This window comes from Sphingobacteriales bacterium (assembly GCA_016719635.1).
Classification (GTDB): Bacteria; Bacteroidota; Bacteroidia; order Chitinophagales; family JADIYW01; genus JADJSS01.
The window spans coordinates 74,262-100,714 of sequence record JADJYT010000016.1 but is presented as its reverse complement, the minus strand read 5'-3'; the positions used below and the strand labels follow the sequence as shown (position 1 = coordinate 100,714).

The 26,453-nt window shown below is 40.6% G+C and carries 23 protein-coding genes; 14 read left to right on the top strand and 9 right to left on the bottom strand.

The genetic code is table 11. The annotated features are described in order from the left end of the window. Nucleotides 1-92 precede the first annotated feature (92 nt). A complete protein-coding gene (gene rpmH / locus IPM95_15210) occupies nt 93-248 on the top strand; it encodes a 50S ribosomal protein L34 (GenBank protein MBK9330606.1) in 156 nt (51 codons plus the stop codon). Beyond that, entirely contained in the window at nt 245-664 is a 420-nt protein-coding gene (locus tag IPM95_15205; GenBank protein MBK9330605.1) for a ribonuclease P protein component, read from the top strand. Before rpmH ends, IPM95_15205 begins: the two co-directional genes overlap by 4 nt. Here the strand turns inward: IPM95_15205 and IPM95_15200 are convergent. Then, nucleotides 633-2,264 (bottom strand): T9SS type A sorting domain-containing protein, encoded by a 1,632-nt coding sequence (locus IPM95_15200; protein ID MBK9330604.1) that lies wholly within the window; start codon nt 2,262-2,264, stop codon nt 633-635. The genes IPM95_15205 and IPM95_15200 overlap by 32 nt on opposite strands. A 130-nt stretch (nt 2,265-2,394) precedes the next feature. Here IPM95_15200 and yidD point away from each other — a divergent pair, with 130 nt between their 5' ends. The 10 genes from yidD (at nt 2,395) to IPM95_15150 (ending at nt 13,823) form a co-directional block, all read left to right on the top strand. Further along, nucleotides 2,395-2,622 carry a membrane protein insertion efficiency factor YidD gene (gene yidD / locus IPM95_15195; protein ID MBK9330603.1) on the top strand — a complete coding sequence of 76 codons (228 nt, stop codon included), beginning with the start codon at nt 2,395-2,397 and terminating at the stop codon, nt 2,620-2,622. 79 nt (nt 2,623-2,701) lie between these two features. Next, complete coding sequence (locus tag IPM95_15190; protein ID MBK9330602.1) at nt 2,702-4,345, top strand: S41 family peptidase; 1,644 nt, start codon at nt 2,702-2,704, stop codon at nt 4,343-4,345. Nucleotide 4,346: 1 nt separating this feature from the next. Beyond that, the gene (gene tsaB, locus IPM95_15185; GenBank protein ID MBK9330601.1) at nt 4,347-5,048 is read left to right on the top strand and encodes a tRNA (adenosine(37)-N6)-threonylcarbamoyltransferase complex dimerization subunit type 1 TsaB; all 702 of its coding nucleotides are present in this window, start codon (nt 4,347-4,349) and stop codon (nt 5,046-5,048) included. 106 nt (nt 5,049-5,154) lie between these two features. After that, complete coding sequence (locus tag IPM95_15180) at nt 5,155-5,478, top strand: helix-turn-helix transcriptional regulator (protein ID MBK9330600.1); 324 nt, start codon at nt 5,155-5,157, stop codon at nt 5,476-5,478. Between the two features lie 164 nt (nt 5,479-5,642). Beyond that, nucleotides 5,643-5,975, top strand: a complete 333-nt coding sequence (locus IPM95_15175; GenBank protein MBK9330599.1) for a winged helix-turn-helix transcriptional regulator — start codon at nt 5,643-5,645, stop codon at nt 5,973-5,975. Nucleotides 5,976-6,051: 76 nt separating this feature from the next. After that, nucleotides 6,052-6,405: a carboxymuconolactone decarboxylase family protein gene (locus tag IPM95_15170; protein MBK9330598.1), complete on the top strand. Its 354-nt coding sequence runs from the start codon at nt 6,052-6,054 to the stop codon at nt 6,403-6,405. 14 nt (nt 6,406-6,419) lie between these two features. Continuing rightward, nucleotides 6,420-9,227 carry a DNA polymerase I gene (gene polA / locus IPM95_15165; protein MBK9330597.1) on the top strand — a complete coding sequence of 936 codons (2,808 nt, stop codon included), beginning with the start codon at nt 6,420-6,422 and terminating at the stop codon, nt 9,225-9,227. Nucleotides 9,228-9,237: 10 nt separating this feature from the next. After that, nucleotides 9,238-11,748 carry a PD40 domain-containing protein gene (locus IPM95_15160; GenBank protein MBK9330596.1) on the top strand — a complete coding sequence of 837 codons (2,511 nt, stop codon included), beginning with the start codon at nt 9,238-9,240 and terminating at the stop codon, nt 11,746-11,748. A gap of 12 nt (nt 11,749-11,760) precedes the next feature. Next, nucleotides 11,761-12,444 carry a hypothetical protein gene (locus IPM95_15155; protein MBK9330595.1) on the top strand — a complete coding sequence of 228 codons (684 nt, stop codon included), beginning with the start codon at nt 11,761-11,763 and terminating at the stop codon, nt 12,442-12,444. 131 nt (nt 12,445-12,575) lie between these two features. Then, nucleotides 12,576-13,823, top strand: coding sequence for a hypothetical protein (locus IPM95_15150; protein ID MBK9330594.1), 1,248 nt, complete (start codon nt 12,576-12,578; stop codon nt 13,821-13,823). Nucleotides 13,824-13,954: 131 nt separating this feature from the next. Here IPM95_15150 and IPM95_15145 read toward each other — a convergent pair whose 3' ends face one another. The 4 genes from IPM95_15145 to IPM95_15130 form a co-directional block, all read right to left on the bottom strand. Further along, nucleotides 13,955-14,836, bottom strand: a complete 882-nt coding sequence (locus IPM95_15145; protein ID MBK9330593.1) for a hypothetical protein — start codon at nt 14,834-14,836, stop codon at nt 13,955-13,957. An 8-nt stretch (nt 14,837-14,844) separates the two neighbouring features. After that, nucleotides 14,845-16,317 carry an alpha/beta hydrolase gene (locus tag IPM95_15140; protein MBK9330592.1) on the bottom strand — a complete coding sequence of 491 codons (1,473 nt, stop codon included), beginning with the start codon at nt 16,315-16,317 and terminating at the stop codon, nt 14,845-14,847. A gap of 111 nt (nt 16,318-16,428) precedes the next feature. Further along, a complete protein-coding gene (locus IPM95_15135; GenBank protein MBK9330591.1) occupies nt 16,429-18,936 on the bottom strand; it encodes a bifunctional UDP-N-acetylmuramoyl-tripeptide:D-alanyl-D-alanine ligase/alanine racemase in 2,508 nt (835 codons plus the stop codon). Between the two features lie 24 nt (nt 18,937-18,960). Beyond that, nucleotides 18,961-19,284, bottom strand: coding sequence for a Rieske 2Fe-2S domain-containing protein (locus IPM95_15130; protein ID MBK9330590.1), 324 nt, complete (start codon nt 19,282-19,284; stop codon nt 18,961-18,963). Nucleotides 19,285-19,345: 61 nt separating this feature from the next. Between IPM95_15130 and IPM95_15125 the strand changes: the two genes are divergently transcribed. After that, nucleotides 19,346-20,038 carry a hypothetical protein gene (locus IPM95_15125; protein MBK9330589.1) on the top strand — a complete coding sequence of 231 codons (693 nt, stop codon included), beginning with the start codon at nt 19,346-19,348 and terminating at the stop codon, nt 20,036-20,038. 1 nt (nt 20,039) lies between these two features. Here IPM95_15125 and IPM95_15120 read toward each other — a convergent pair whose 3' ends face one another. The 4 genes from IPM95_15120 to IPM95_15105 form a co-directional block, all read right to left on the bottom strand. Further along, nucleotides 20,040-21,155, bottom strand: coding sequence for an aminotransferase class I/II-fold pyridoxal phosphate-dependent enzyme (locus IPM95_15120; protein ID MBK9330588.1), 1,116 nt, complete (start codon nt 21,153-21,155; stop codon nt 20,040-20,042). Nucleotides 21,156-21,187: 32 nt separating this feature from the next. Next, entirely contained in the window at nt 21,188-22,261 is a 1,074-nt protein-coding gene (locus IPM95_15115; protein ID MBK9330587.1) for a hypothetical protein, read from the bottom strand. Between the two features lie 53 nt (nt 22,262-22,314). Next, a complete protein-coding gene (locus tag IPM95_15110) occupies nt 22,315-23,580 on the bottom strand; it encodes a right-handed parallel beta-helix repeat-containing protein (GenBank protein ID MBK9330586.1) in 1,266 nt (421 codons plus the stop codon). 68 nt (nt 23,581-23,648) lie between these two features. Further along, nucleotides 23,649-24,557 (bottom strand): TIGR01777 family protein, encoded by a 909-nt coding sequence (locus IPM95_15105; GenBank protein ID MBK9330585.1) that lies wholly within the window; start codon nt 24,555-24,557, stop codon nt 23,649-23,651. Between the two features lie 56 nt (nt 24,558-24,613). On the opposite strand from IPM95_15105, the gene IPM95_15100 reads away from it, so the two are divergent. Continuing rightward, on the top strand, nt 24,614-26,386 hold the full coding sequence (locus IPM95_15100; protein ID MBK9330584.1) for a hypothetical protein: 1,773 nt from the start codon (nt 24,614-24,616) through the stop codon (nt 26,384-26,386). Nucleotides 26,387-26,453: the final 67 nt, after the last annotated feature.

Here is a 26,453-nt window from a genome sequence, read left to right as displayed (position 1 = left end):
ATTCTCAAATTAAATAGTATCTTTGCAGTCCGAATTTTTAGCTGTTTTTACACTATAATTCTACCATTCAATAATTCAATAATTGAGATAAAATGAAAAGAACGTTTCAACCATCGGTAAGAAAAAGAAAAAACAAGCATGGTTTTCGTGAGCGTATGAAAACAAAGGGCGGCAGAGCCGTGTTGAACGCGCGCAGAGCAAAAGGCAGAAAAAAATTATCTATTTCTGACGAAAGAAAAGGAAAATAATAGCTGGAACAGATAAACATATACGGCTTACCTTCACTGAAGACGAACGTCTGAAAAGTAAAAGATTACTCGATTTACTCTTCAGCGAAAGAACCTTTGTTCAAAATCCGACACTAAGAATTTATTATAAACAAACTGAATTGAATTGCGCCTTTCCGGCGCAATTTGCATTTACAGTTCCCAAAAAACTCTTCCCTCACGCCACCGACAGAAACCGACTCAAGCGCCTGATGCGTGAAAGTGTGCGTCTGCAGAAGTCTTCCATTCATGAAATACTAACCGTTCAAAACAAACAAATGCTGTTCTTGCTGAGCTATCAGGCTAAAGAGATAAGAATTTGTAAAGAGGTTGATGCAGCCATAACGCAGCTATTGCAGCGGCTGCTTAATGAAACACAGTTACTTTCTTCGAAATAAGCCTGTCTATAAAGGCAATACTCAGCAGGTATTGCCCGGATTCCAGGTGGCTCATATCAAGAGATGCTTGTTTGTCAGGATGACTGATCTGTTGTATCAGCTTTCCCAACAGGCTATAAATGGATATCTGCTGAATGGATTCCCGGCACTCTACCGTTAGCCGTCCATTGGTAGGATTGGGGAAAATCTTAAGGAAATCATTGCTGCTATTATTTCCAGTTGCGGAACTGATCACAATCACATTTCCGTCGCAGTCGCTTGTTCTCAGGGTATAATATCCTTCCGGACGAACATAAGTGAATGAATCGGTTGGCTGGATATAATAGGCGGCATCCGTAAAAACGGAGAGGGAACCGGAAATCTTAGGCTGAAGGAAATCACTGACAATGCCATCTACATCGTGTATCTGCGTATGCAGATACGCAATGTAGTGTAACAAGGTATCTCGGTAGGCATCTTGGAAATATGTGCCGGTATTGGATAAATCATTCGGAGGAGCCAGCAAATACTGCCATTGCCATTGAGGCAGACAATACGGATTGCTGTATCCGCAGACAGATGTAAGGAATGAATGCCCGCCTTTGCAGTTCACAAATAATTTGGACGTTACCGGATAGTTTTGTTTCCTGATCTTATTCATCAGTGCGCGCGGACCTTCTCCCCAGAAATAAGCAGGGGCTGCTATACTATCGGAAAACTTTGTCAAATCGAAAGAAACGAAATTGTCCGTTCTTCCGTGTAGAAATAAAAGGGATAAATCCGTTTCATACATATCTAAGAATTCGCCCATCTTACTGTTGTTGATTTCAGCCGTATCGTCTTTGGGCAGTCCGCCGCCGATACTGAATGCACTGCGGATATTTTTAGTGTACGGGTCATTATAGATAGATTTTTCTGTAAAACGCCCCTGACGGTTAAAAAGAGTGTCTGTAAAATTCTTACCCACATCGGCGGTCGCCATCATCAACGACAGAAATGCGCCAAAGCTATAGCCGCCTGCAAAGAATTTAGTCGTATCGATATTATACAAAACTGCATGGTGTTTGATAAACAGGTTGGCTGCTACGGCGGACTGGAAGCCGTTGTAAAAGGCATTACGGGGATTTGCCAGCAAATGACTGTCGTCTTCGTTCAGAACTGCCGTGATTTCTTTTGCTTCAAAACTGCTTGGGTTTTCATAGTAGGCTACGCAATAGCCACGCATCGCCAAGTCAATCGCATAAAAATTCATGAATTCATTCCAGCTGCTCCTGTATCTGGCATTGTTGCCGTGCGTCAGCAGAATACAGGGACGCTTCACTGCATCAGCCGGTCGGATAAAACAAAGCAGCAAAGAATCTTTGGTATAGATGCTTTTTGCTCCCATCAACGCATTCCAGACAAATAAAGTATCCGTCGGATGACTGATGATTTCCTGTAATTCAAAACTGTGTTTTAATACCGTCAATATGTGTTTCTGATTATTATTCCATCCTGTCATAGGAATAAATGCCTGAGTATTTATATTTTTGTAATCAAAACCATTGACATACTGAGTAAGTTGCCCCATCGAATAAAAAGGCATCAAGCAGCTGTAAAAGATAAAAAGCAGTTTTCTCACCCTGTAAAATTGAATATAATTTACGGTAGAAACAAAAACAAATAGGATGCCATCTTTTAAAATTGTTCTGTTGGTTTTGCCTTATTTTGCAGATAATCATTAAGTTATAATGTATTTTGTACTGATGTCCATTTTTAGAAAAATAATTATTTTCCCGTTTGTGCTGCTTATCCAGTTGTATAAATACGCTGTCTCACCGTTGTTAGGAGCCAGCAAATGCCGTTACCAGCCTTCGTGTTCCACCTATGCCATTCAGGCTTTACAAAAACACGGGTTGTTTAAAGGCGGTTATCTGGCCGCAAAAAGAATCCTGTCCTGCCACCCCTGGGGCGGCAGCGGATATGACCCGGTACCCTGAATAATTGATATTTTTTAACCATTGAGCAAAACTATTTTTAGTAGTTTTAAGTTCTAACTAAAAGTAATATACTACACCCATGAAAAGACTCTTCACCATTTTATGTCTCTGTTTAATTCTCCATACACAGGCTGCGGATAAGGACCGTTATTTCGAAATTGCCAAGAATATGGAATTATTTACACAGTTATATAAAGAACTGAATAATTATTATGTTGATGATATAGACCCGAATAAGCTGATGACAGATGGTATTAATAAGATGCTGGATGGTCTGGACCCTTTTACCAACTACATCACAGGGGCAGATTTGGATGAATATCAATTGCAGACAACCGGAAAATATGGCGGTATAGGAGCGCGCATTGCCAAAATGGGGGACTATGTGGTAATCACTGATCCGTATGAAGGATATCCTGCACAAAAAGCAGGACTGGAAGCCGGGGATGCCATTCTGGAGATAAATGGAAAGGTTGCCACTAAATATAACTCCGATGAGGTGAGTCAGTTATTAAAGGGAGAACCGGGAACAAAGATAACCGTAAAGATACGTAAGGCAATTTCCAATGAAGAGAAAACAATCTCCTTCAACAGAGAAGAGATCCGTTTGGAGAATGTGCCATACTTCGGCATGGTCAACAGTAAGATCGGGTATATAAAACTGACCAGTTTCACCGATAATGCTTCAACGGAAGTGCAGGATGCACTGAAGGAGCTTAAGAAGTATCCGCAATTAGCAGGAGTAATTCTGGATTTGCGTGGAAACGGAGGTGGCTTATTGAATGAAGCGATCAATATTTGCAATACGTTTGTCGACAAAGGAGTCAATATTGTAAATACCAAAGGTAAGATTCAGGAGGCCAATATGCAGTATTCTACAACCGGGAAGCCGGTAGATACGGAGATACCATTGGCGGTACTGACAGATGAAGGTTCTGCATCTGCTTCTGAAATCGTATCCGGATCTATACAGGATTTGGACAGAGGGCTTGTCATAGGACAAAATACCTATGGAAAAGGGTTGGTGCAGGTGACCAAACCCGTTGCTTATAAATCCAAATTAAAAGTGACTATTTCCAAATACTACATCCCAAGCGGACGATGCATTCAGCGAATTGACTATTCACACAGGAATACGGACGGAAGTGCCAGTGCACTAGCAGATTCCTTGAGAAAAGAATTTAAAACAAAATCCGGACGAGTGGTGAAGGACGGAGCAGGAATAGAACCGGATATCAAAACGGACGAATTAAAAGTTGCGCCTATAACCATTGCATTGTATTCCAACAATCATATCTTCCACTTTGCCAATCAGTACAGATATCAACACAAGGAATTAAGGGATAGCAGTCATTTTTCCCTCACAGATGAAGAATATAATCAGTTTGCCGACTTTCTGAAAGGTAAAGAATATGAGTACACCACTCCGAGTGAGTTGAAATTGAAAGATTTAAAGAAGAGTGTCAAGGAAGACAGCTATTCTGACGATGTACAGAAAGTAATTACGGAACTGGAAGAAAAAGTGAAACATGACAAGTCAAAAGATTTATCCAAATTTAAACCGGAAATTAAACGTATCCTGGAGCAGGAGATTGTGAGCCGGTATAAATATGAAAAGGGAAGAATTGCCAATAGCTTAAAGGATGATCTGGATGTTCAGAAAGCTATTGATGTTTTGTCAGATGCAGCAAAATATAAATCAATGCTAACGGCTAAAAAATAGCATGCAGGCAGTGGCTCTGTTACCCGTTTATATTATATGTCTTGAAGTTGCCCAATCGGTCACCTCCGTGGCTGTCTGCCGTAATGAGCAATGTATCAGCATCAAGAATGTGCTGGAACCCAACAAGGCGGCAGATAAGATTCATCTGTTAACGGCTGAGGTTTTGAAAGAAGCGGGAATATCATTTAGAGATTTACAGGCGGTTGCCATCAGCGCCGGCCCCGGCTCCTATACCGGACTGCGCATTGCGGCCTCTGCTGCGAAAGGGTATTGCTATTCATTGGATATTCCGCTGATTGCCGTTCCAACCCTGCAGGCAATGACGGCGGGTATACAAAACAGGCACTGCCAGACGGCATTTGATATTTTTGTTCCTATGATAGATGCCCGAAGGGAAGAAGTGTATACCTCCTTTTATGACAGAGCCTTAGGTGTTACTCAGGAGTTTTCCAGTTTGGTGCTGGATGCAACATCGGAACAGTTGTTTCTGTCAGATAAGACATATGTACTTTTTGGTAGCGGGGCTGCGAAATCCAGAAAATACATAGATACTGACAATATTACGATTATCGAGGAATTTATACCAAGTGCAGAAGATATGTGTTGCCTGGCCTATTCACGATTCAGAAACCAGACATTCGAAGACACAGCCTACTTTGAACCCAATTATGCGAAAGCATTTTACACCCAGCAAAACAAATAAATATTTTTAACGTTTATTATTTGAAACTTCTGATCAATAATAATATTTTCAACGTTGGAATGATTCTTGATCTATTAATATAGCGGAAAAAGTAAAATTAAATTCAATGTCTGTAAACAGCAAAACGATTATGCAACCGGAATTAAAGATTGATTTCCAGGTATTGCGCAAATCTGTTCTTGTATTACGTGCGGTTAATCACAAACTACGCCAGGAAATGATTCGCCTGTTAAATAAGGAAGGGAAAATGACTGTGACCGATTTGTATGTCCGATTGCGTTTAGAGCAGTCCGTCGCTTCACAGCATCTTGCCTTGTTGCGTCGTGCAGGAGTTGTGGTTACCACCCGTGACGGTAAATATATATACTATTCAGTAGATCATGCACGAATGGATGAAATTTCCAGATTGATGCACGAGTTAGTGAAATAAGGAACTAATAGCCCCGATTCTTATTGAGTAAGATCAACTTTTCTATCTATACCTCTCTTAATTTCAGGAGATATGTTAAATATTGTGATATTTAACTATATAATTCCGCTTAACTATCCAAAGATTACATATATTTGTAGTGAACTAAATTGAAAAAAGTCTTTATGGAAAATTTTGAATTCAACACCGAAAAGATCGAGAAAGCGGCAGAGCTTTTAAGAGCAGTGGCACATCACCTCAGATTAAAAATCATCAAGCTGATCCACGACAAAAAAGAAGTGAATGTAAACGTCATTTACAACACACTCAAGATTGAACAATCTATTACATCTCAGCATTTAAAGATTCTGAGAGGAGTGGATGTTGTCCGTACCCGCAGAGATGGGAAAAAAATCTATTACTCTCTGAACTATGAGCGATTAGATGCAATGAACCGTGGCATCGATTTGTTTGAAGAGTGGACACAGGCGCGTAAAGTGGCCAAGAAGAAGAAATAATTCATTTCTTTTTTTGTTAGTAATTTATCAAAGACTATTATTTGTCGTATTTTAGACGAAATAATGGTCTTTTTTTATGGCTGATTTAATTAGTGAATTTAACGACTATCGTTCAAAAATGAATGAGGTCATACTGGAACAAAAAAACCTGACACTCAATCGGTTTTTCAATCTCGACATGCATGCATATGCCGATGGGGCTGTTGATTCCAAGACAAAGGAAATGCTGGGGCTGGTGGCGTCCATGGTGCTGAGGTGTGACGATTGTATCAAATATCATTTGGGAAAAAACTACGAACTTGGTGTCAGTACAGAACAAATCTATGAAGTCTTCGCCATTGCCAATTTAGTGGGAGGGAGCATCTGCATTCCTCATACCAGGAGAGCCGCGGAATATTGGGAAGCATTACAAAAAAATAACAAACAATGAGTTCAGGCCAAACCATAAAAAAACTATATCTCTTTGACTCATTTGCCCTCATCTTTCGCGCCTATTTTGCGATGCAGAAAAATCCGTTGATCAATTCCAAGGGATTGAATGTATCAGCCATTTCCGGGTTTCTGAATACCATCTGGGAAATAAAAACAAAATACAAGCCAACGCATTATGCCATTGTATTTGATGCTGCCGCACAAACGGACAGGCAGGCGGAACATGATTTTTACAAGGCCAACCGGCAGGAAACGCCGGATGATATTGTAAGGGCGATTCCCTATATCAAGGACATTATCCGTGCCATGAATATGCCTGTAGTGGAAATCGAAGGGTATGAAGCGGATGACCTGATAGGAACACTGGCCGTAAAAGCGGCAAAGGAAGGATTTGAATGTTATATCGTTTCGCCGGATAAGGATTTAGGCCAGGTTGCCTCTGAAAATATTTTCATACACAAGCCTCCGTTTATGGGGAAGCCCGCGGAGGTGTTGAATGTGGGGGACCTGAATAAAAAGTGGGAAATCAACGGTCCGAAACAGATTATCGATATACTCGGGCTTTGGGGCGATGCCGTGGATAATATTCCCGGTGTAAGAGGCATAGGGGAGAAAGGTGCCAAGATGCTGATACGGCAGTTTGGTTCCATCGAGAATATTTATGAAAATATAGACAGTGTGAAGGGAGCGATGAAAGAGAAACTCCTGGAGCATAAAGAGATGGCATTCATCTCCAAGAAATTAGCAACCATTATTACGGACGCCCCGATAGAATGGAAGGAAGAAGACTTTATTCTAAAAGAGTTTGATAAAGAAAAATTAGCAGCCATTTTTGCTGAACTGGAATTCAGAACATTGGGAAAAAGAATTCTGGGAGAAGATTATTCCATCAATGAGGTGGCAGCCAAAAAGCAAACGGTTCTGTCTTCAGATAAATCACAGTTTTCTTTATTTTCAGTGGACGCTGCAGCAGATAACGTAACGAAAGAGGAATCCGTTACATACGGAAAAAATATACAGAATACCGAACATCATTATCACTTAACGGATACACCGGAGAAGATTCAGAAGTTAGTTCATCTGTTGCAGACCTCCGAAAAATTCGCCTTTGACACCGAGACTACTTCATTGGAGGCCAATAATTGTGAGCTGGTCGGTATGTCATTTGCCGTCAAGAGTCATGAAGCCTGGTATGTCCCGGTTCCGGAAAAACAAGAGGAAGCGACAGGAATCGTTCATTGGTTTAAGGCCGTTTTAGAAGACGAAAAAATCGTCAAAATAGGACAAAATATCAAGTTTGACCAATTGGTGCTGAAGTGGTATGGCGTTGAACTGAAAGGTGTTTTCTTTGATACGATGCTCGCTCATTACCTGATGGATGCCGATACCAAGCACAACATGAATGTGTTGTCTGAAAATTATTTAGGCTATACACCCGTCTCCATCGAAGAACTGATTGGCAAAAAAGGACCTAAACAGGGCACCATGCGGGATGTACCCCTTGAGAAGATAAAAGAATATGCCGCCGAAGATGCCGATGTAACTTATCAGTTGTATGAAGCCTTTAAAAATGAAATTGAGCAGACGCATCTGGATAAACTCTTTTACGACCTAGAAACACCTTTGGTTTCTGTCTTGACGGATATGGAATACGAGGGCGTTCGAATTGATACGGGCTTCCTGAAAGATTATTCCAAAGAAATAGCAGGTGATATCGTCCAGTTGCAGGAAGAGATTCAGTCTGCCTGCGGGGCTCATTTCAATATTGACTCACCGAAACAATTAGGGGATATATTATTTGAGAAGATGAAAATTCCGTATCCCGGCAAAAAGACAAAGTCGGGGCAATATTCCACGGATGAAGAAACGCTGCAAAAGATAGCACATGAATATCCGATCGTTGAAAAATTACTGGACTATCGGGAGTTTACCAAGCTAAAATCTACCTATGTGGATGCGCTGCCGAATCTCATCAACCCCAAAACACATCGCCTGCATACCACCTTCAATCAAGCCATTGCGGCCACAGGAAGATTGAGTTCTACGAATCCGAATCTGCAAAATATACCCATTCGTACCGAACGGGGAAGAAAGATACGGAAGGCATTTATACAAAAAGATGAACACCATACGTTATTATCTGCAGACTATTCGCAAATTGAACTGCGCATAGTAGCCTCTATCAGTCAGGATGAAAATATGATACATGCGTTTCAGAGGAACCTGGATATTCATGCAGCCACAGCGGCCAATGTCTTCAACGTGCCTTTAGCAGAAGTGACGGCTGAAATGCGCCGACAGGCCAAAATGGTGAATTTCGGTATCATCTATGGTATTTCCGCTTTCGGACTGGCACAACGTCTCGGCATCTCCCGTACGGATGCTGCCGCGCTTATCGAGCAGTATTTTCAGAAATACAGCGGCATCAAAAATTATATGGATTCGACCATTGAATCGGCGCGCAAAAACGGGTATGTGGAAACGCTTTTGCACAGACGCCGTTATCTGCGCGATATCAATGCCGGGAACTGGACGATACGCGGATTTGCAGAGCGGAATGCCATCAATGCACCTATTCAGGGTACCGCAGCCGATATGATAAAACTCGCGATGATAAACATCCATCGTGCCTTCAAACGGCATAAATTGCAGTCCAAGATGATCCTGCAGGTACATGATGAGCTGTTGTTTGATGTTTATATACCCGAAAAGGAGGAAATTAAGAAAATTGTAATACACGAAATGCAAAATGCGTTACCTTTGCAGGTACCCTTAGAGGTATCGGCAGGGTTCGGTACCAACTGGCTGGAAGCACATTAATCAGGTAACTATGAGAAGAGTATTTCTATTGGTTTGTATGTTCCTGTCCCTCGTTTCTGTTGCAAAGAAATGGGATGCAGCGTATATCAGCAAATTAATTGCCAAGGGTGGAATCGATAAGGTGATCCAGTATTACCAGGATAGATATTACAGCCCAAACCGCGATCCGCAGGATGCCTTCAGGATTGCAGACCTGTATGTAAAGAAAAAGGAATATACCGCGGCGATGCAATGGTATAATAAAGAAACTCAACTGATCAATTCTTCCAAGATTAATTTATTCAATTACGCCTATGCCAGCCAGTTGACCGGGGAATATCAGAAAGCGTTAGATGCCTATCTGATGTACGCAGCCATGACGGGTGATGTGAATAAGGTAATGGATTTGGCGAATCAATGTGAACGCATCCTCAAAGCATCGGCGCTAACGGATAATTACAAGCTGGAAAACTATGCGTTTAATACTTCAGCAGATGAAATACAACTGGCTGTACTCAGAACCAACCCCGTTTATGTTACCATACAAAACCCTTCTGCTCCCGAGGATAAAACGCAGTACAGGATACTTCAGGCGGTAAGGGCATACGATGGTTTTGCTGAACCTGTCAGGGTCGTGAATCCAAATATGCTCAAATTAATCATCACCGGATTATCTTATTCCAGAGATGGCAACAGGGTGGTATTTGCCGCTAAATCAGATAATGCTAACGCTAATAAAGCTTCAAAAGCCCATGAACAATTGTACATAGCGGATAATCTGGGTGGTAATCTGTTAAACATTCAACCGCTGCCCTTTAATCAGGAAGGTTATATATTCAGGCAGCCTGCATTCAGCACTGACGGTGCGGATATTTATTTTTCATCTAATCTGCCGAATGGTTCAGGCGGTTTCGATATCTGGAAGAGTTCATGGACAAACAATAGCTGGAGCAAACCGTCCAATTTGGGGAAATTGCTGAATTCACCAGCCGATGAAATAAGTCCCTTCGTCGTTCAGGATGGAAAAGACAACATCCTTTATTTTTCTTCCGGCAGGGATGGAGGTTTTGGCGGTTATGATATATATGTGGCTGACTATGCAAATAATGTCTGGCAGGATGTTTTGATGCAGCCGGCGCCTATCAATTCGGCTGGCGATGAGGTCAGTATCCTGTTTGACAAAGCGATTAATACGGGGTATGTGACTTCCAACAGAGCCGGAGGCAAGGGAGGATTTGATATTTACCGGTTTATTCCTTTCGACCTCAAACTGATCGTTCAGGTATCAGACTCTTCCAGCGGCCATGCATTAGACTACGCCTTTCTGAAACTCTCCGAAAACAAGAATGATAACAGGATGACGGAAGGGGTGACAGATGCTAACGGCAGGGCCGTTTTTCAAGTGGCCAGGGATAAGAATTTCACGGTGAATATTTCAAAAGACAATTATAAACCCGTAACGATTACCCCGAATTCATTTGGAAAGAATTCCACGGATTCCATAGTTGAAGAGATTCGACTGAGCCAAAATGCAAAGTTCAGCATTCTCAACAGTGCAACCAACCAATTGTCATTGGAGAATTATATTGTGTTTACGGGTAAGGTGACAGATGGAGCAACCAATAAACCGGCAAAGAATGTCAAGATGAGGATGGTGAATTACACTACTCAGAAATTGCGGGAGATTGAAATTGATAAAGACGGCAGGTATCAGCTGAAGCTGTTATTGAATAACAATTACAAAGTTATTTTTGAACGGCAGGAAAATAAGATTACGGACGAACTATCCACTTACGGCCTGGATAAATATAGTGTTAAGGTGAAAGATTATATATTGACAGGGAACACCTTTACCACTACCGCCAACAAGGTATACGCCAGGAATAATGTGCCCACATATATTAAAGTTGAACAGAATGGTCCGCCTGAAACGGTCATCAATAAACCGGTGCACAATGAACCGATTACACGGTCAAAGGTGGATTCATTGCTAAAGGTAATATCAAAAGATGAACCGGCTAAGATTAGCTGGTTAGATTCCAAAACAGCTAAATCATCCGAAGGAACGGCGAAAATTCAAAATGAACTGAAGAAAGAAGTTGTTTCCGAAAAGAAAACTGAAGAAATTCCTGTAAAACCTCCGGTTCTTTCAGAAGAAATAAAGCCTGACAAGACGGAAATTAAAACGGAGAAGGTTATCAATCCGGAGATTGCAGAACAGTTGTTTGAATTAGATACTACAGCCTTCCTGCCGATTCCCGATTCCTATAAACCGGCTAAACTTAAACTCATCAACCGTCCGGACATAAGTTACAAAATACAGATTGGCAGCTTCCTGGATGATAATGTCGAGTTTCCGCAACTCAGCAATCTGGGAAAAATTGAAAGGATAAAATCATTTGAACAGTATATATACAGACTGGGAGAGTATTATGATTTGGGAGAGGCGAAGGCAGTGCTTGAAAAGGTCAGGGCGCAGAATTATTTTGTGGCATTCATTTTGCAGTACACCAAAGGAAAAGTTTCCAATATTATTAAATAAAATTAAATTATTATGAAAAATTATTTTAATCATTTATTGTTGACAGCGGCTTTGTTTCTTTCTGCCTCCTTGTCTGCACAGACTGTGTTTACCACAAATGAAGTTCGCCAGTTTATGAGCAAAGGTGAACAGAATGGTATTGAGATCGTGCTGAACGGCAGTGACCAGGAGGGTGCCAAAGACGCCATTGAAAGATGGGGCAAAAAGATGAAAGGGAAAGTCGCGAGAGATAAAAAGAATCCCGAGATATTCATTGATAATGCTCAAATACCAACGGTGAGCGCGAATGTGGTAGATATGTATGTTATCGTTTCACCGGTGGAAAAAGGCTCTAAGGTGACCGTTTTTACAGATTTGGGAGGTGCCTTTATCACATCAGCAGCTTATGGATCACAATACGCAGGAATGGAAGCGGTATTGAAAAAATTTGCCAGAGACCGTGCCATTGATGTGACCGACGACCAGCTGAAATCAGAGGAAAAAGTGCTGAAGGGACTAACAGGGGATTTGAAAGACCTCGTGAAGAAAAAAGAGGATCATATTAAAGAAATTGAAAAAGCGAAGGCGCTGATACAGCAACGCGAGCAGGACATCAAGAAAAATGATGTGGACCAGACTACGAAACAACAGCAGATTGTCATACAACAGCAAATAATAGAAACTGTTAAATCAAAACGCGCTTCTTTGAATTATTAAACAATAATCTTTAATTTTGCATATACAGTTTGTATGGAAATACAAACTGTTTTTATTTAATTTCAAAATTGATGTGCCGGTTGTTCCGTAATGAATATCCGTCACCGGCTACTTACACCTGCGATTATATTATGAACACACGATTGGTTTTATGGGGAGAAATAGGCACGGACAGAAAAGCCCTGATTGCTGTCTACCTGAATGAAGAAACGGCAAAAATTCATCTCTACGCTTTTCCTAAAGAAGAGGTCACCAAAGAAATCCAGGATGCTCTTTTTGTGGAATGGAAGAACGGAGGGGATTTTACCTTTCCGGAAAATACCATCCATTGGGAAGTGGATGCGAACAGCGATACCATTTTGCCGGAAAATGTAAAGGTGGACAGAACGGATATTGTTCTGCAGTCGCAGCACAAATGGGGAAAGAAACTGATGAGCACCAAAATCAATCAGCTGCTGACCGATGAGGTGAAACTGCTGGAAGAAAAGGCATCCGTACTAGCAGATTACGATGCCTCCCTGTGGGATAAGGCAAAGGCACAATGGGAGAAGATCGCTTCTTATCAGAAAAAAAATGAAATATCCTGGGAGCAGACCACTGTCCTGAAAGATAAGATCAACCGTGTGTTTGAGGCGCTGAAAGCGGTCAAAAGAATTAACCATGAAAATGAAGATCAGGCCAATGCGGTTCTGGTGAAAAGTTATTATAAACGCACAGAAGAGCTGCAGTCCAAACTGATTTATGCGGATCAGTGGAAGCATATTTTCGATGAGCTGAAGAAAATGCAGGCGGAGCTGAAAGAAGCGGCTATCCGCTGGAATCATAAGAAGAATCTGTATAATCAGATTAATGAAATTTTTGATGATTTGCGCAAGTACCGCATGACGGAGGTCGTCAGCAAGACGAATAACCGCATTGCCCAACTGACAAAAATATTAGCCGGCCTGAAAGATTCCGTGGCGCGTGATACCGATAGTTATAAGATGCAGCTGGAAAAGATGCAGCATTATACCAGAGGTAAACTGACCGAAGAGGAAATTAAAAACCGGTTTGGTTTCATACTGGATACCGTGAAGGAAAAGGAAGCGAAAGTATTGGGAATACAGCAGACAATAGCCCAGCTGAAAGCGGATTTGGAAAAAGAGAAGAAACAGCAGGAAAAGCGAGAACAGGAAAAGCTGAAGCGCGAACAGGAGCAGCAAAACAAGAAACAGGAACAGCAGGCTGAGGAACCTGCCAGAGAAGAAGAATTACCAACAGAGGAATTGACCGTTGAAATACAAGAGAATCCTGTCCAACGAGAGGAAGGAAAGGGTGCAATATCCGAGGAAAAGGAGGTGAAAGAATCAGGTACGGAAGAAAGTAACATCTCAGAATAAATATCAATCGAGGTAATACAAACGTTTTACCCTGCCGGGAGCTATGGAGTTTTGGCTAATCAACAAAATAACTATGTTTTTAGATGTTCAATTCAACTATTAACCGTACAAGCGGTTAAAACTAAGTAAGTTTAATAATACTCAAAAGTATAGGTAAAGAATCTGAAGGATGGAGTTCTGAAATTTACATAAAATTTAGAAAGTTGATTATTAGAATTAAAGTCATAATTCATATAAACAATGTTTGTGCTGTCATCAAAAGTTCTAATGGTATTCACCAAATTTCTGTTTGGTGTATAAAAAACAAATCCTTCCAATTGCAGGAAATACAATATATCATAAAAGACTTCGCCTGGTGCTCCTAAATTAAATAATGTGTTGGCGCTATACATATACTGCATAGGCGCATAAGAAGTAAAGGGTAAGTTAGTATAGTTAATCTTTGCGGAGTCTAAAACATGCACGTTGCCGCCAAAAATGGCATACCAGTCATATTCGAATTTAAAGCCGGTATAATTATTACCATCGAAAACATAATCATAACATTGCCTGTTGAACGCTGTTGGCCAATTATATTTTTCGTAAAATGAATCTATTCTACTGCCTTGCTGAATACATGTCATGTATGGGGCTTCCATATTAAAATTAACATCAACTGTGTTAAATGCATTAATATGTTTATAGTTATCAAAATGAATTTTGTACTGGTGATATATATTAATATTATCTAATCCTATTTCATCTATGGTTATTATATTTTTATCATATCTAAATACAAATTCAGCATCTAGTCCGAATGAATCAATATCTGGAGGTTTCCTGAGGAGTTTAATATTTGTGATTTTTGCTGTTAATGTATCGTAAAAAAAAATGATATTGAATTTAGAAGAATCTTGTAAACTAATGGTCATTGATTTTACTTTCCCATTTAATGAGCTATAGGGATATATACAATTCTTTTTACATGAAAAAAGAATTACTGTTGTAATAGCCAGATAAATATATAATTTCATATATGATATTATTTGTGTCCGTTTAACCATTTGATGGCATCAGTTCTAATGAGACTGTAAAGGGTTGATTGTGGAGCAAAGATAGTATTGGTTGTTTCCCAACTATGATTGGCATAATCATAATATTTAATGCCGTGTTTTAAATTGGATGTATAACTTGTAGGTACGCTTCCGCCAGAGGAATTAATGTTAAATAATAATCCTCCATTGTTCGTTAGGGTCGTATCCATTTTATTAGTGGCTTGATTCTTTGGAACAAATACATCATTTTTTCCATGCATAATAAAAGTTGGGATAATCCTGGCTGAATTCAAGATATTACACGGCGATACATCGAATAATTCTGATGAACTAAGTGGTGCTGAAATTATAGTCTTTACTAAACTTTGAATAAGTTTATATGACTGCAATACTCTTGAATTAGGATAAGTTAAGGCTTGACAGTTAAAATTTGTTGTATTATATACCATGTAAGGATTGTATATATTTACAATCGGGAAATACCATGGAAACCCATTAAAAGCGTTACCACATGTAAAATTTGCATACGTAGGTATGTTTTTTAAGTAGTTACCATATTGTTGCATATTTGTTGGAGCATACATAGATACCACGGATTTTATGTAAGATGTACTAGCATTGGCATAAGCCCAGGATAAAACAAGATGACCACCAGCACTCTCACCTAAAACTTGTATACTATTTGCATTTAACCCGAGGCATGTTGGAAAGTTGCTACGGATATGCAATATGCCAGAGTTAATATCACTAATTTGGTCTTGAATTGGAATTGGATTTGTTGTAATATCAGCATCAACATCACCATACCGTGTTAGTCTATATAAAAGGTTTACCACAACAAAACCACTGTCTAATAAATTCTTTACAAAGTTATTAGGTTTGTTAGTCGTAAAACCAAAATGCCAACCTAATAATTCATCTGGGTTTGGGCCACTAAACCAACCACCACCATGCACTAATATAATAATTGGCGAGCTTGAATTTTTATTTGCGGGATAATGTACCACATATTGTTGCCGAATATCTGTTCCATATTGACCAAATGCATTAATTATATTATTGAATGTGTCTTTGGGTGGAATTACATCACAAGCCCACCCGGGTTGAAGTGGAAAAGTAATTCCATTGCAAGCAGGAAGTTCATAACAATCACCGTTGTTACCACCACCACCGCTAGTAGTTGTTTCAATGGTGTTTTTCCATACATTAACTTCTTGTAAATCACCATATATATTATCAAAGTTGTCAATATCTCTGCTTGGTGAAACTAAATTTGCAAAGTATAAGAATGAGTCAATTACTGCCTTTCTGGCATTTATAATTGCCTCTTCATTTAATGGTTTGCTTAATTGGTTCGAGTCTGTGATATTAGAAATATCGTCTAGTGTTTTTGTGCATGCTGAATTCAGGGATAAAAAAGTAATAAAAAATACTATAGGGTTTATTTTTATTTTTTTCATGTTTTTAGTACTATGTTAATATAGAATCTATTAATTGTAAATATAATTCAAAATAACGAAATTCAGCTTTTTTATTCAGCAATCGTTGATTTGCTCTTTTGATTGTCTTCCTCAATCGAGGTAATACAAACGTTTTACCCTTCCTGAAATGCGGGTCAGTAATTCATAGGCAATCGTTCCGATTTTCCTTGCCTGTTCAATGATGGAGATTTCTTTGCCGTAGATTTCGGCTTCATCCCCTTCGTGCACGTCATCGATATGCGTGATGTCCACCATACACATATCCATACAAATATTGCCGATGATGCTCGCCCGATGCCCTGCTATAAAAACTTCCCCGATTCCGTTGCCGAATCGCCTGTCATAACCATCCGCATAGCCTATTGCCAGCACGCCGATTTTTAAGTCCTTGTCTGCCATTCCCTTTCTGGAGTAACCGATGCTTTCTCCTTCTTTCACCTGCTTGATTTGTGCCACCCTGGTTTTTAACTTACCGATAGGAAGCAATTTATCCTGAATAGTGGAGGAACTGTCAACACCGTACAGGCCAATGCCTAATCTTACATAATCAAAATATGCCTGAGGAAAACGGAGAATGCCGGATGAATTTAATAAATGCCTTTTGACCTGATAAGGAAGACCTTCGGTTATTTTCTCAGAAAGCCTTTTAAAGGTTATTATCTGTGCTTCCGTGAAAGCGTCCAACTGTGCTTCCTCACTGGCTGCGAGGTGCGAAAATACAGTCCTGACTACCACGTACGGATGTTGCCGGAGGATGGCTAACAGTTCATTCAATTCGTCTTCAACAAACCCTAAACGATTCATACCTGTTTCCAGTTTCAGGTGAATGTTAAAATGGAATGATTCCGGATGATGTAAAGAGTCCAGAAAATGGATTAATTCTTTTAAGATTCTCAGTGAGTAAATTTCCGGTTCGAGGTTAAACTCCAGCATCCTGTCAAAGTCTACTGCATCAGGATTCATCACCATAACCGCTGTTTTGATATTATCTTTTCGCAGTTCAACACCTTCATCAGCATAAGCAACCGCGAGATAATCTACACCTTGTTTTTCGAGCAAACTGGCCACTTCTACACTGCCGCTGCCATACGAAAAGGCTTTTACCATCGCAATGACACCGCAATTTTTTGGCAAATAGCTTTTATACACATTTAAATTATTCGTCAATGCATTCAGGTTTACCTCTAAAACGGTGGCATGTGTTTGTCCGATTAATTGTGCAGTGATTTTCTCAAAACTGAATTTGCGAGCGCCTTTCAGCAAAATAAGTTCATGCTCAAATTTTAATACATTAAACTGCTCAATCAGTTTTTCCGTGCTTTCAAATACATACCATTCCTTAACCGTGTAAGCAAGGGATTCTATTTCATGCATGAAAGATTTGCCTACACCAATCAGTTTATCGAATTTATTTTCCTGCAGTATACCTTTTAATTTTTGAATAAAATCTTTTTCACTTAAACCGGAACCCTCAAACTCAGAAATAATAAGCGTTTTCTTTTTGTGTGTTTCCTGTTGTTTGAAAAAGTCTAAAGCTACCTGAAGCGAATGAAAATCGGCACTGTAGGAATCATCTATTATAGTACAGTTGTTTATGCCGTATTTCAATTCCAGACGCATTGGTAAATTGCGAAGCGATAAAATTTTGCTTTGAATGATGTCTGTTGAATAGTCTAATTGCAAAAGTGTAACAACACAATGCAGACAATTTTCTAAGGATGCATCATCTGTAAATGGAATCTTTAATGTAAAAGCCGGGAAATCAAGTGTCGATCCATATCCATTTTTTATTGAGAAAAATGAAGAGTCGTTTTCTCTTTTAATAAAATTAATTATGACAGCAGAATCAATATTTACGCTCCAGGAGACAGACGTTAATGATGCTTTTTCTTTCGCCATTTTTCCGACTTCAGTATAGACAAGCGGATTGTCATAACAGGAAATCAGCGTTTTACTATTCGTAAATAATTTTAATTTTTCTTTCAGTTTTTCTTCTTTTGAGGAAAAGCCGGCATCGTGAGCGGTGCCAATGTTTGTTAGTATTCCGATACTGGGCTGGATTATTTTTTCTAAATTTTTCATCTCAGCAACTGTAGAAATACCGGCTTCAAAAATTGCCAGCTCGTTTGCGGCGTCCATATTCAACACAGAGAGCGGTACGCCAATTTGTGAGTTATAACTTTTAGGACTTTTTACAATATTTTTTTCGGCAGATAATAATTGATACAGCCATTCTTTTACTATGGTCTTTCCGTTGCTGCCGGTTATGCCGATAACCGGAATGTTAAACTGCTCGCGGTGATGTTTTGCTAATTGCTGCAGGGCTTGCAGGGTATCATCTACTTGGATAAAATTTGCGTCAGGAAATTGAAAAATTTCCACTCCTTTTGATACAATAAAATTCCGGATGCCTTTATTAAAAGCCGTTCCGATATACTGATGGCCATCGTTGCGGGCGGATAAACAGAAGAACAGTGATTGAGCAGCGTTCGTTATTTTCCGGGTGTCAATACAAACCTGCGTAAGAATGGCATCTGACGGCTGCCGGAGGAAATGTCCGTTTAGGATGGACTTTATTTCGTGGATGCTGTATCTCATTTCAGGAATACTAAAAAAAGCTTTCTATCTTAAACCAATATACAACTTATCTTCTTCTAACTTAAATGCATAATGGGTAATTTTATAATTATTCCCGTCTGCACTCTTTCCAGTTTTACAGTCAAATTTATAGCCATGCAGCGGACAGCTTACAATCCCTTTCTTATTGCAGTGTCCGTAATGCAATTGCGCCCCTGCATGCGGACATTTATTGCTGATCCCGCAGATATCCTCTTCTGTTTTTACGACACAGATGTCTTTTCCTGCAAAGGTTATTCTTATAGGTTTGAATAATGGTGCAGATTCGATTTTATGTTTTACCCCTTCTTCTAACGGTAGCCAGTTCATCTTCCAAAAATACAGTTAGATTGAGATATTTTTTGTATCTTTAAGTATAAAATCAATAAAAATGAAAAATCTAATTGTTTTATTGTCCGTTTTTGCAATAAGCATTTCCGCATGCAAGAACAGCAGTACAAATTCTGAGGCTGTTTCAGAAGAACAGGCACAGTCTGTAAACACAGAAACCAGAGGCGTTGAAGGCAGATATGATTTTAAATCCGGTATCTTGGAAACGCAAACTGAAATGATGGGTATGGGAAATGCCAACATTAAGACAACATTTGAGGGGTATGGGAAAACACAGCTGATAGAAAGTACGGTGAGCATGGAGATGATGGGTAAAAAAATCAATACATCAACAAGATCACTTATAAAAGACGGTTTTCTGTATACCTGGGCGGTACCATCCATGGGGGCTGCTACAAAAATGAGAATAGAAGAGGGCAAGTTTGACGATAAGAATATTGATTTCAAGAATTTAACGAAGGAGATGAGAGATAAATTCCAGATAAAGGAGATCGCCAATGAAACTATTGATGGAAAGGATTGCAAGGTCTTCAGTTTTAGTGTAGAGGGAATGAATGGAAAATCCTATGTTTGGAAAGGGTTGCCTATTCAATCAGAAATGAGCGTCAGTGGCCATACCATCAAAACCAGGTTTGTACGATTCGAAGAAACCGATGTTCCGTCATCGGCATTTGAGCTTCCGGCAGATGTAACGTTCAATGAGATGCAGGCTCCGGCAACAGCTGCGAAGTGATTTAAACCGCAGCCTTCCTGGCTGTGTTGAAGATATTATTCAATCCAATCCTCAATTCTTCCTTTTGAGGATACCCGAACCCAATCCGCATGCAGCGGTCGTCTTGTTCGAACCAATGTCCTGCGCCAACCAGTGTTTGATGTTGTTCATATAAGATGGTGTAAAACTTCTTTATATCAATATTGTATTCTCTCTTGATTCGCGGAAAACAGACAACACCGGCGTTGGGCTCCACCCATTCCAGTATATCCTGTTCACGGGTTATCCAGTTTTTCAGGATGCTGAACTGTTCCCGGATAAGCTGATGGGTAGGTTGCAGGAACTTATCTTTCTGTTTTAGGATATGATGGGCAATGGCTTCGTCCACTACGGAATTACAAATGATAATCTGTTCTTTGGCGGCCAGGAAAGCGGCTTGAAGCGCCTTATTCTCAGTGATGAGCCAGCCCAGGCGGATGCCCGGCACACCGAATGCCTTGGACAGGGAACAGACAGAAATGACATTGTCTGAAATACCTGCATAATACGGGATTAAGCCGGATTGGAAATGGAGGTAGCGGTAGGTCTCATCCACCAGCACATATATACTCCGTTCTTTCGCGAGATCAATAACGCTTTTAATTAATGCATCGTCAAAGACCACACCGGTTGGATTATGTGGGGAGGTAAGGCTGATGAGTCTGGTTTCCGGTGTTATTGCCTCTTTTATCTGTTCTAATGTAAACTGAAAGCCTTCTTCAAAAGACAAATCTATATAGCTTATCGTGCAGCCTATTGCCCTTGGCGTTTCAATATTGGTCGCATAGTTCGGCCGCAATACAATCAGATGATCCTTAGGTTGCAGTAATGTGGTTGAAATGATAAACAACGCAGTAGCCGCGCTCGGACAAACCAATACATCCTCCGCATCCAGGCCTTTCTCATCCAACACAATCTCCTTTCTCAACCCGGCATTGCCGCGGTGCTCACCGTAGCAGATGAATAAATCGTTTAAGTCGATATGTAAGTCACGGAAATAGATATCCCTCACCGAACTTTCTGCCAGGTTGTACTGAATCGTGCCATAGCCCATTTCTTCGGGAGATTCGGCTTCTATGGGCATACGGCGGTATAACATAGTCAAATAAAGGAGTTAGAAATACAAAGCGGTCATTTCATGGCAGCAATCCATTCTTTGATAAGTATGATAGCTTCGGCATGTGCCACCGATCTTCCCAGTTCAGGCATGCGTATTTCCGGATCATCGCTTTCAGTGCGGTAAACCAAAATGGATTCACCGGGTTTTCCGGGTACGATATCATATAGGTTATTGCCGCTGGCTTTGCCGGCAGCTACCGGACTTTTCATGATTCCCCAGCTTTCCGGATTTTTTTCACTCAATAACAGGAATAGCCCTGAGGTATTGGCGCTGCCTTCTTTGCGGTGACAATGGGCACAGTTCACTTCGAGATATGATTTTGCCCGCTCCTCCAGGGATCCGGTTTTTTCATCAAATACATCTGCAATCTTATTCGTTAAGTTTTCTTCTTTCTCATACCCCTTCAGATACCCGATTTCCGTCCATTTTTCCAGCTGATTTCTTACTCCGTCCGTATATTTAAAATCTTTGTTCAGGTAACGCACTTTCGGACCGATTGGCATTTGTACATTATTCAGGTTGTGACAGTTTTTACATTGATTCTTATTTGGAATGGAATAGTCGATATGCCGGGTGACACCCTCTGGGTTGATAAAGTCCACTTTCTTTGAATCGCCTACAATGTTCAGCGCAGCATCGGTCTGTTCGTTATTCCAAACATAATCCAATGCATCCCACTTGTCTTCTCTTTTTACCAGCAGGCGTGTTTCCAAGATTCTTTTACCCTTACTTTCATCTCTGAAATCATGCGGATAATAGAAGTTCTTTATCAGCACGGTCCCGACAGGAAATTCCATTACCTCGTCTTTTGAGTAGGTAGCGGCAGCTCCTTCCGGCATCCATACAAATCTGGATTTGTGGGCATAGTCGGTAAACAGCGAAGTAATGAGATCATAAGGCAGTACTTTTTCATTGGGTATCAGATCTTTTAATGAGCCTTTGAAGAAATGATATTGGGATAATTTCTCAAATGGTTTTGCGGCAACATCAAGCGTAACTTTGCCGTCACCGGAAAATTTACATTGGTTAAATAGGATGACACAGGTAATCGAAAGTAAGATGGCCGCGATGGATACTTTTTTCATAGAATTCTGTTTGCGCACTTCATTAGAAAGAAACCAATAAAGACTATTTGTATTTACAGATTCGTATTATTTCCGTTAATGCCCGTATAAGAACAGTCGAATTTAGTCATATCCTTGTCGAAAGTACGGAGCACATCCGTTAAGTTTTTTGCTTTCCACAAGTTCATGTTGACGAATTTTATGTCGCCGTTGTTGCGAATGCAGATTTTCTTGCCTTCCGGCAGATTCCCATTCGCATCTATGAGGCTCTTCTCTGCACTTCCGTCGTATACAATATCTATAGGGGATTTACAGGCTGCCATGGCAAGTTTGCCAAAATCTGTATCCAGTGCCGGTATCATCATCGCTTTTCTGCTGAATTTATTATCATGTACATAGATGTTATGGCAGTATGGACCATAGGTGGAATCGTTAAGTTGTTTACCTGTTGTAAAATAACTTACAATTGCGCAGCCAACCGTTTTGTTATCCGTGATACGATTATTATAGATGTCTACACTGTCCGTGGCCATGATAATCATTCCGCTGCCCGGAGGGATGCTGGCAACGATACTTCCCGGCTTCCCAAAGTTCGGAAAGTTATTGTTGACGCAGTCGTTGTCCCAAACTCTTGCATTGCGGCCATTTGCCTGAAATAATTTAGGCAAGTCAAAAACTAAAATCCCCCCTGAATTGTTTTCCGCCTTATTTTTATAGATATCCGAGTTGATGCAGTTTTCAATTTCTATACCAGCTACGTTGTGGTGTGCGTAACAGTCGTGGATGGTGACATTGGTGGATTGTCCGATATACACACCGGCATCCGCGCAATAAGATACCTCACAATGCTCCATGACCACATTTCTGCATTCTACCGGGTAATATCCGTAATTTCCATTGGACGTGTCTGCCCCTGTGGTCCAGGTGGAGTTCATATGATGGATGTGCACACCATCGCATCCTTTCAGCTTCAGGTTGTCGCCTTTAGCATCCTGTATGGTAAAGTCCGTTACCGTCACATTCTGACAGTTGGTAATATTAATTCCCTCAGCGCCTTCTGTTTGTCCCAAAAAGGAAAGTATCGTTTTGTCAGCACCCGCACCCTTAATGGTGACATCTTTTTTGCCTTCCATCGACAGGGCCTTTTTGAACAGAAATCTACCGGCAGGTAATTCCACCGTTCCACCGTCTTCTACGAGGATCAGCTTTTCCAGAAAATCCTTTTCTATTTGCTCATCATAGGTGAATCCGGCGCTGTCTCCTGCTTTTTTGCCGCCTTTGCAAGACTGCAATGCAACTGTAAGAAGTACGGATACTGAGAATAAAAAAAACTTGCGCATGGGATATTTTTTTTGTTTCGTGAATATAACAAATTATATCCTTTCAATGCTGAAATTACAAAGTATTTTTAACCGGGTGGAGCAGTATGATAGATATTTTCCAACGCATCTGTCAGCAAAGGGAACTGAAAACGGAAGCCTGCGGCAGTAATTTTCTCCGGAGAGCAGTTGCTGCTCATCAGCAACATCTCTGACATTTCTCCCATAACGGTTTTAAGCAGAAATGCCGGAGCCGGAGCCGGAATGAAGGGACGTTGCAATACCTTTGCGATGGTTGCACTCATCTGTCGGTTGGTTTTTATATCCGGAGCACTTGCATTATAAATGCCTGCATACTTTTTATTTTCCAGGAGATACAGAATAATGGCACACAGGTCATCGATGTGTATCCACGGAACGTATTGTTTTCCGCTGCCAATATACGCACCGATACCAAACCTTATCGGAAGGTCTAATTTCGGTAAAGCGCCTCCGTCCTTACTTAAGACAATGCCGATCCGGATTTTGCTGACCGGAATATGGAGAGTTGCCAATGTGTCTGCCCCGTTCTCCCATAACTTGCAGACATCCGCTAAGAAACCGGTACCTGCTGTTGACGTCTCAGTCAGCACTTCGTTTCCCCTGTCGCCGTAGAAACCGACAGCCGAAGCCGATATGAAGTTTGAAATGGTATGTTTGTTATTGGCTAAATAGTCATACAGCAATCCGGCAGACCGTATGCGGCTGTCTATGATTTCTTTTTTTCGTTCCGCCGTCCAGCGCTCATCCGCCACGCCGGCACCTGCCAGATGGATGATGGCATTTGCCTGTTCAAATACGTTTTTGTCGATATAGTTTCCGGAAATGTCCCATTTGAATTCATTCGGTCTTTTGGGGTTCCGGCAGAGGATATTTACCCCATAACCTCTGTTAAGCAGTAATTGGGTTAATCTTTTCCCCACCAAACCTGTTCCACCTGTAATGATTACTTTTGCCATAATTAACGAAATAACGGTTTAAAACACTTATTTTTGTAACCTAAATTAAGAGTAATATGTTCAATAAGTCAAAATTTATTTGGGTAGCGACGGTTGTTTTGATTGCACTATCCGGTTGTAAAGGCAACAAAGGAGGGTCTAACAAAGTGTATAAAGACCAGGTGGTGATACACGGTTTGTCGGACGCCAAAGGATTAAATCCTATGACGACATCGGATGCTTTTTCCAATAGTTATATCTCTCCCAATATTTTTCAGCAATTATTGAATTATGATCATGAGACGATGAATTTAGTACCTGTTTTGGCTAAAGCCAGACCACAGTTGGTGCAGAACGGTGACATGGCGGAGCTGACCTTTGAACTGCGGGAGGAAGCTGTGTGGGATAACGGGCAGCCGGTTACCACGGATGATGTGTTGTTTACCGTTAAGACCATATTTTGTCCAAAAGCAAATACTGACAATGTAAAACCGGGAGTAGATTTTATAAAAGATATAAAAACGTATCCGGATAACAACAGAAAGATTACGTTCGTTTGTTCCAAACATATAGGGATGGAAGACGGGACAGGCGGTATTCCAATCATACCTGAATATATCTACGATTCTAAAAAAGTGCTCAGGAAATATACCATTGCTGAACTGATTTCCGGGAACAGCAAAGCAAACAGTGACCCGGAAATAAATGAATTTGCCGATTTCTTCAATTCAGAAAAATCAAACAGAGATACCACGATTGTTATGGGTTCCGGAGCATACAGGCTGGTTTCATTTGAAACGGGACAACGGTTGATTTTAGAGAAGAAGAAAAACTGGTGGGGAGATAAACTGGCAAAAGAAAACGAATACTTCGAGGCCTATCCGAAAAGACTGGTGTTTGAAACAATCAATGATTTTAATACGGCACTTACGGCGCTCGTTGATGAAAAGCTGGATTTCATTTATGTCACACCGGTAAAGGAATATGTGGAATTGGATAATTCTCCGAAGTTCAAACAGAATTTTGTGAAATCGGAGCCCCAGATGCTGGCTTATCAGGCGATAGGTGTGAATGGAAGAGATAAGGTGCTGACGGATCAGAAGGTAAGACAGGCATTGTGTTACCTGACGAATGTAGATCAGATTATTGAGAAAGTGTTATATGGCAAGGGGATACGCACCATCGGTTCTATCTTACCCATGAAAAAGGACGCATACAACAGCGGCATTACTCCATATCCGTATGATGTGGAAAAGGCAAAGGCATTGCTGGCAGAGGCAGGCTGGAATGATTCCGACGGTGACGGCGTACTGGATAAAGTCATTGATGGCCAGAAAACGAAATTTGAAATCAGCTATTCATACAACAGCGGAAATCCGCTGAGGGAAACAGTGGGTTTGTTGATTCAGAATTCATTCAAACAGGCAGGTATCAAATTGGAAATAAAGGCCTTAGACTGGGCTTTATACCTGGATGAATTAAAGAAACATAATTGCCAGTTGTTTTATCAGGGTTGGGTGAAAGAACCGCGTCCGGATGATGAGAAACAGATTTTCCATACATCTTCTGCAAACGGAGGGTCCAATTATATGAATTTCGGCAATGCAAAAACCGATGCTTTACTGGAACAAATAAGGGCAGAGCTGGATGTCACCAAACGGAATGAATTGTACAAACAATGGCAGCAGATTGAACACGATGAAGTGCCGTATATTTTCTTATACGTACAAAATTTCAGAAACTGCGTTCACAAAAGGTTTGAGAATACCGGTGCCGGTCCGGTTTATCCGGGCGTATGGTTCGCCGGATTTAAGGTGAAAGAAGGATATAAAGTGGAAGGAAGGGAATAAAAGACAATCAGAAAGTTGAATCTATTGCATCCTGCCGCAAACGGCAGGATTTTTTTTATTTAATTAC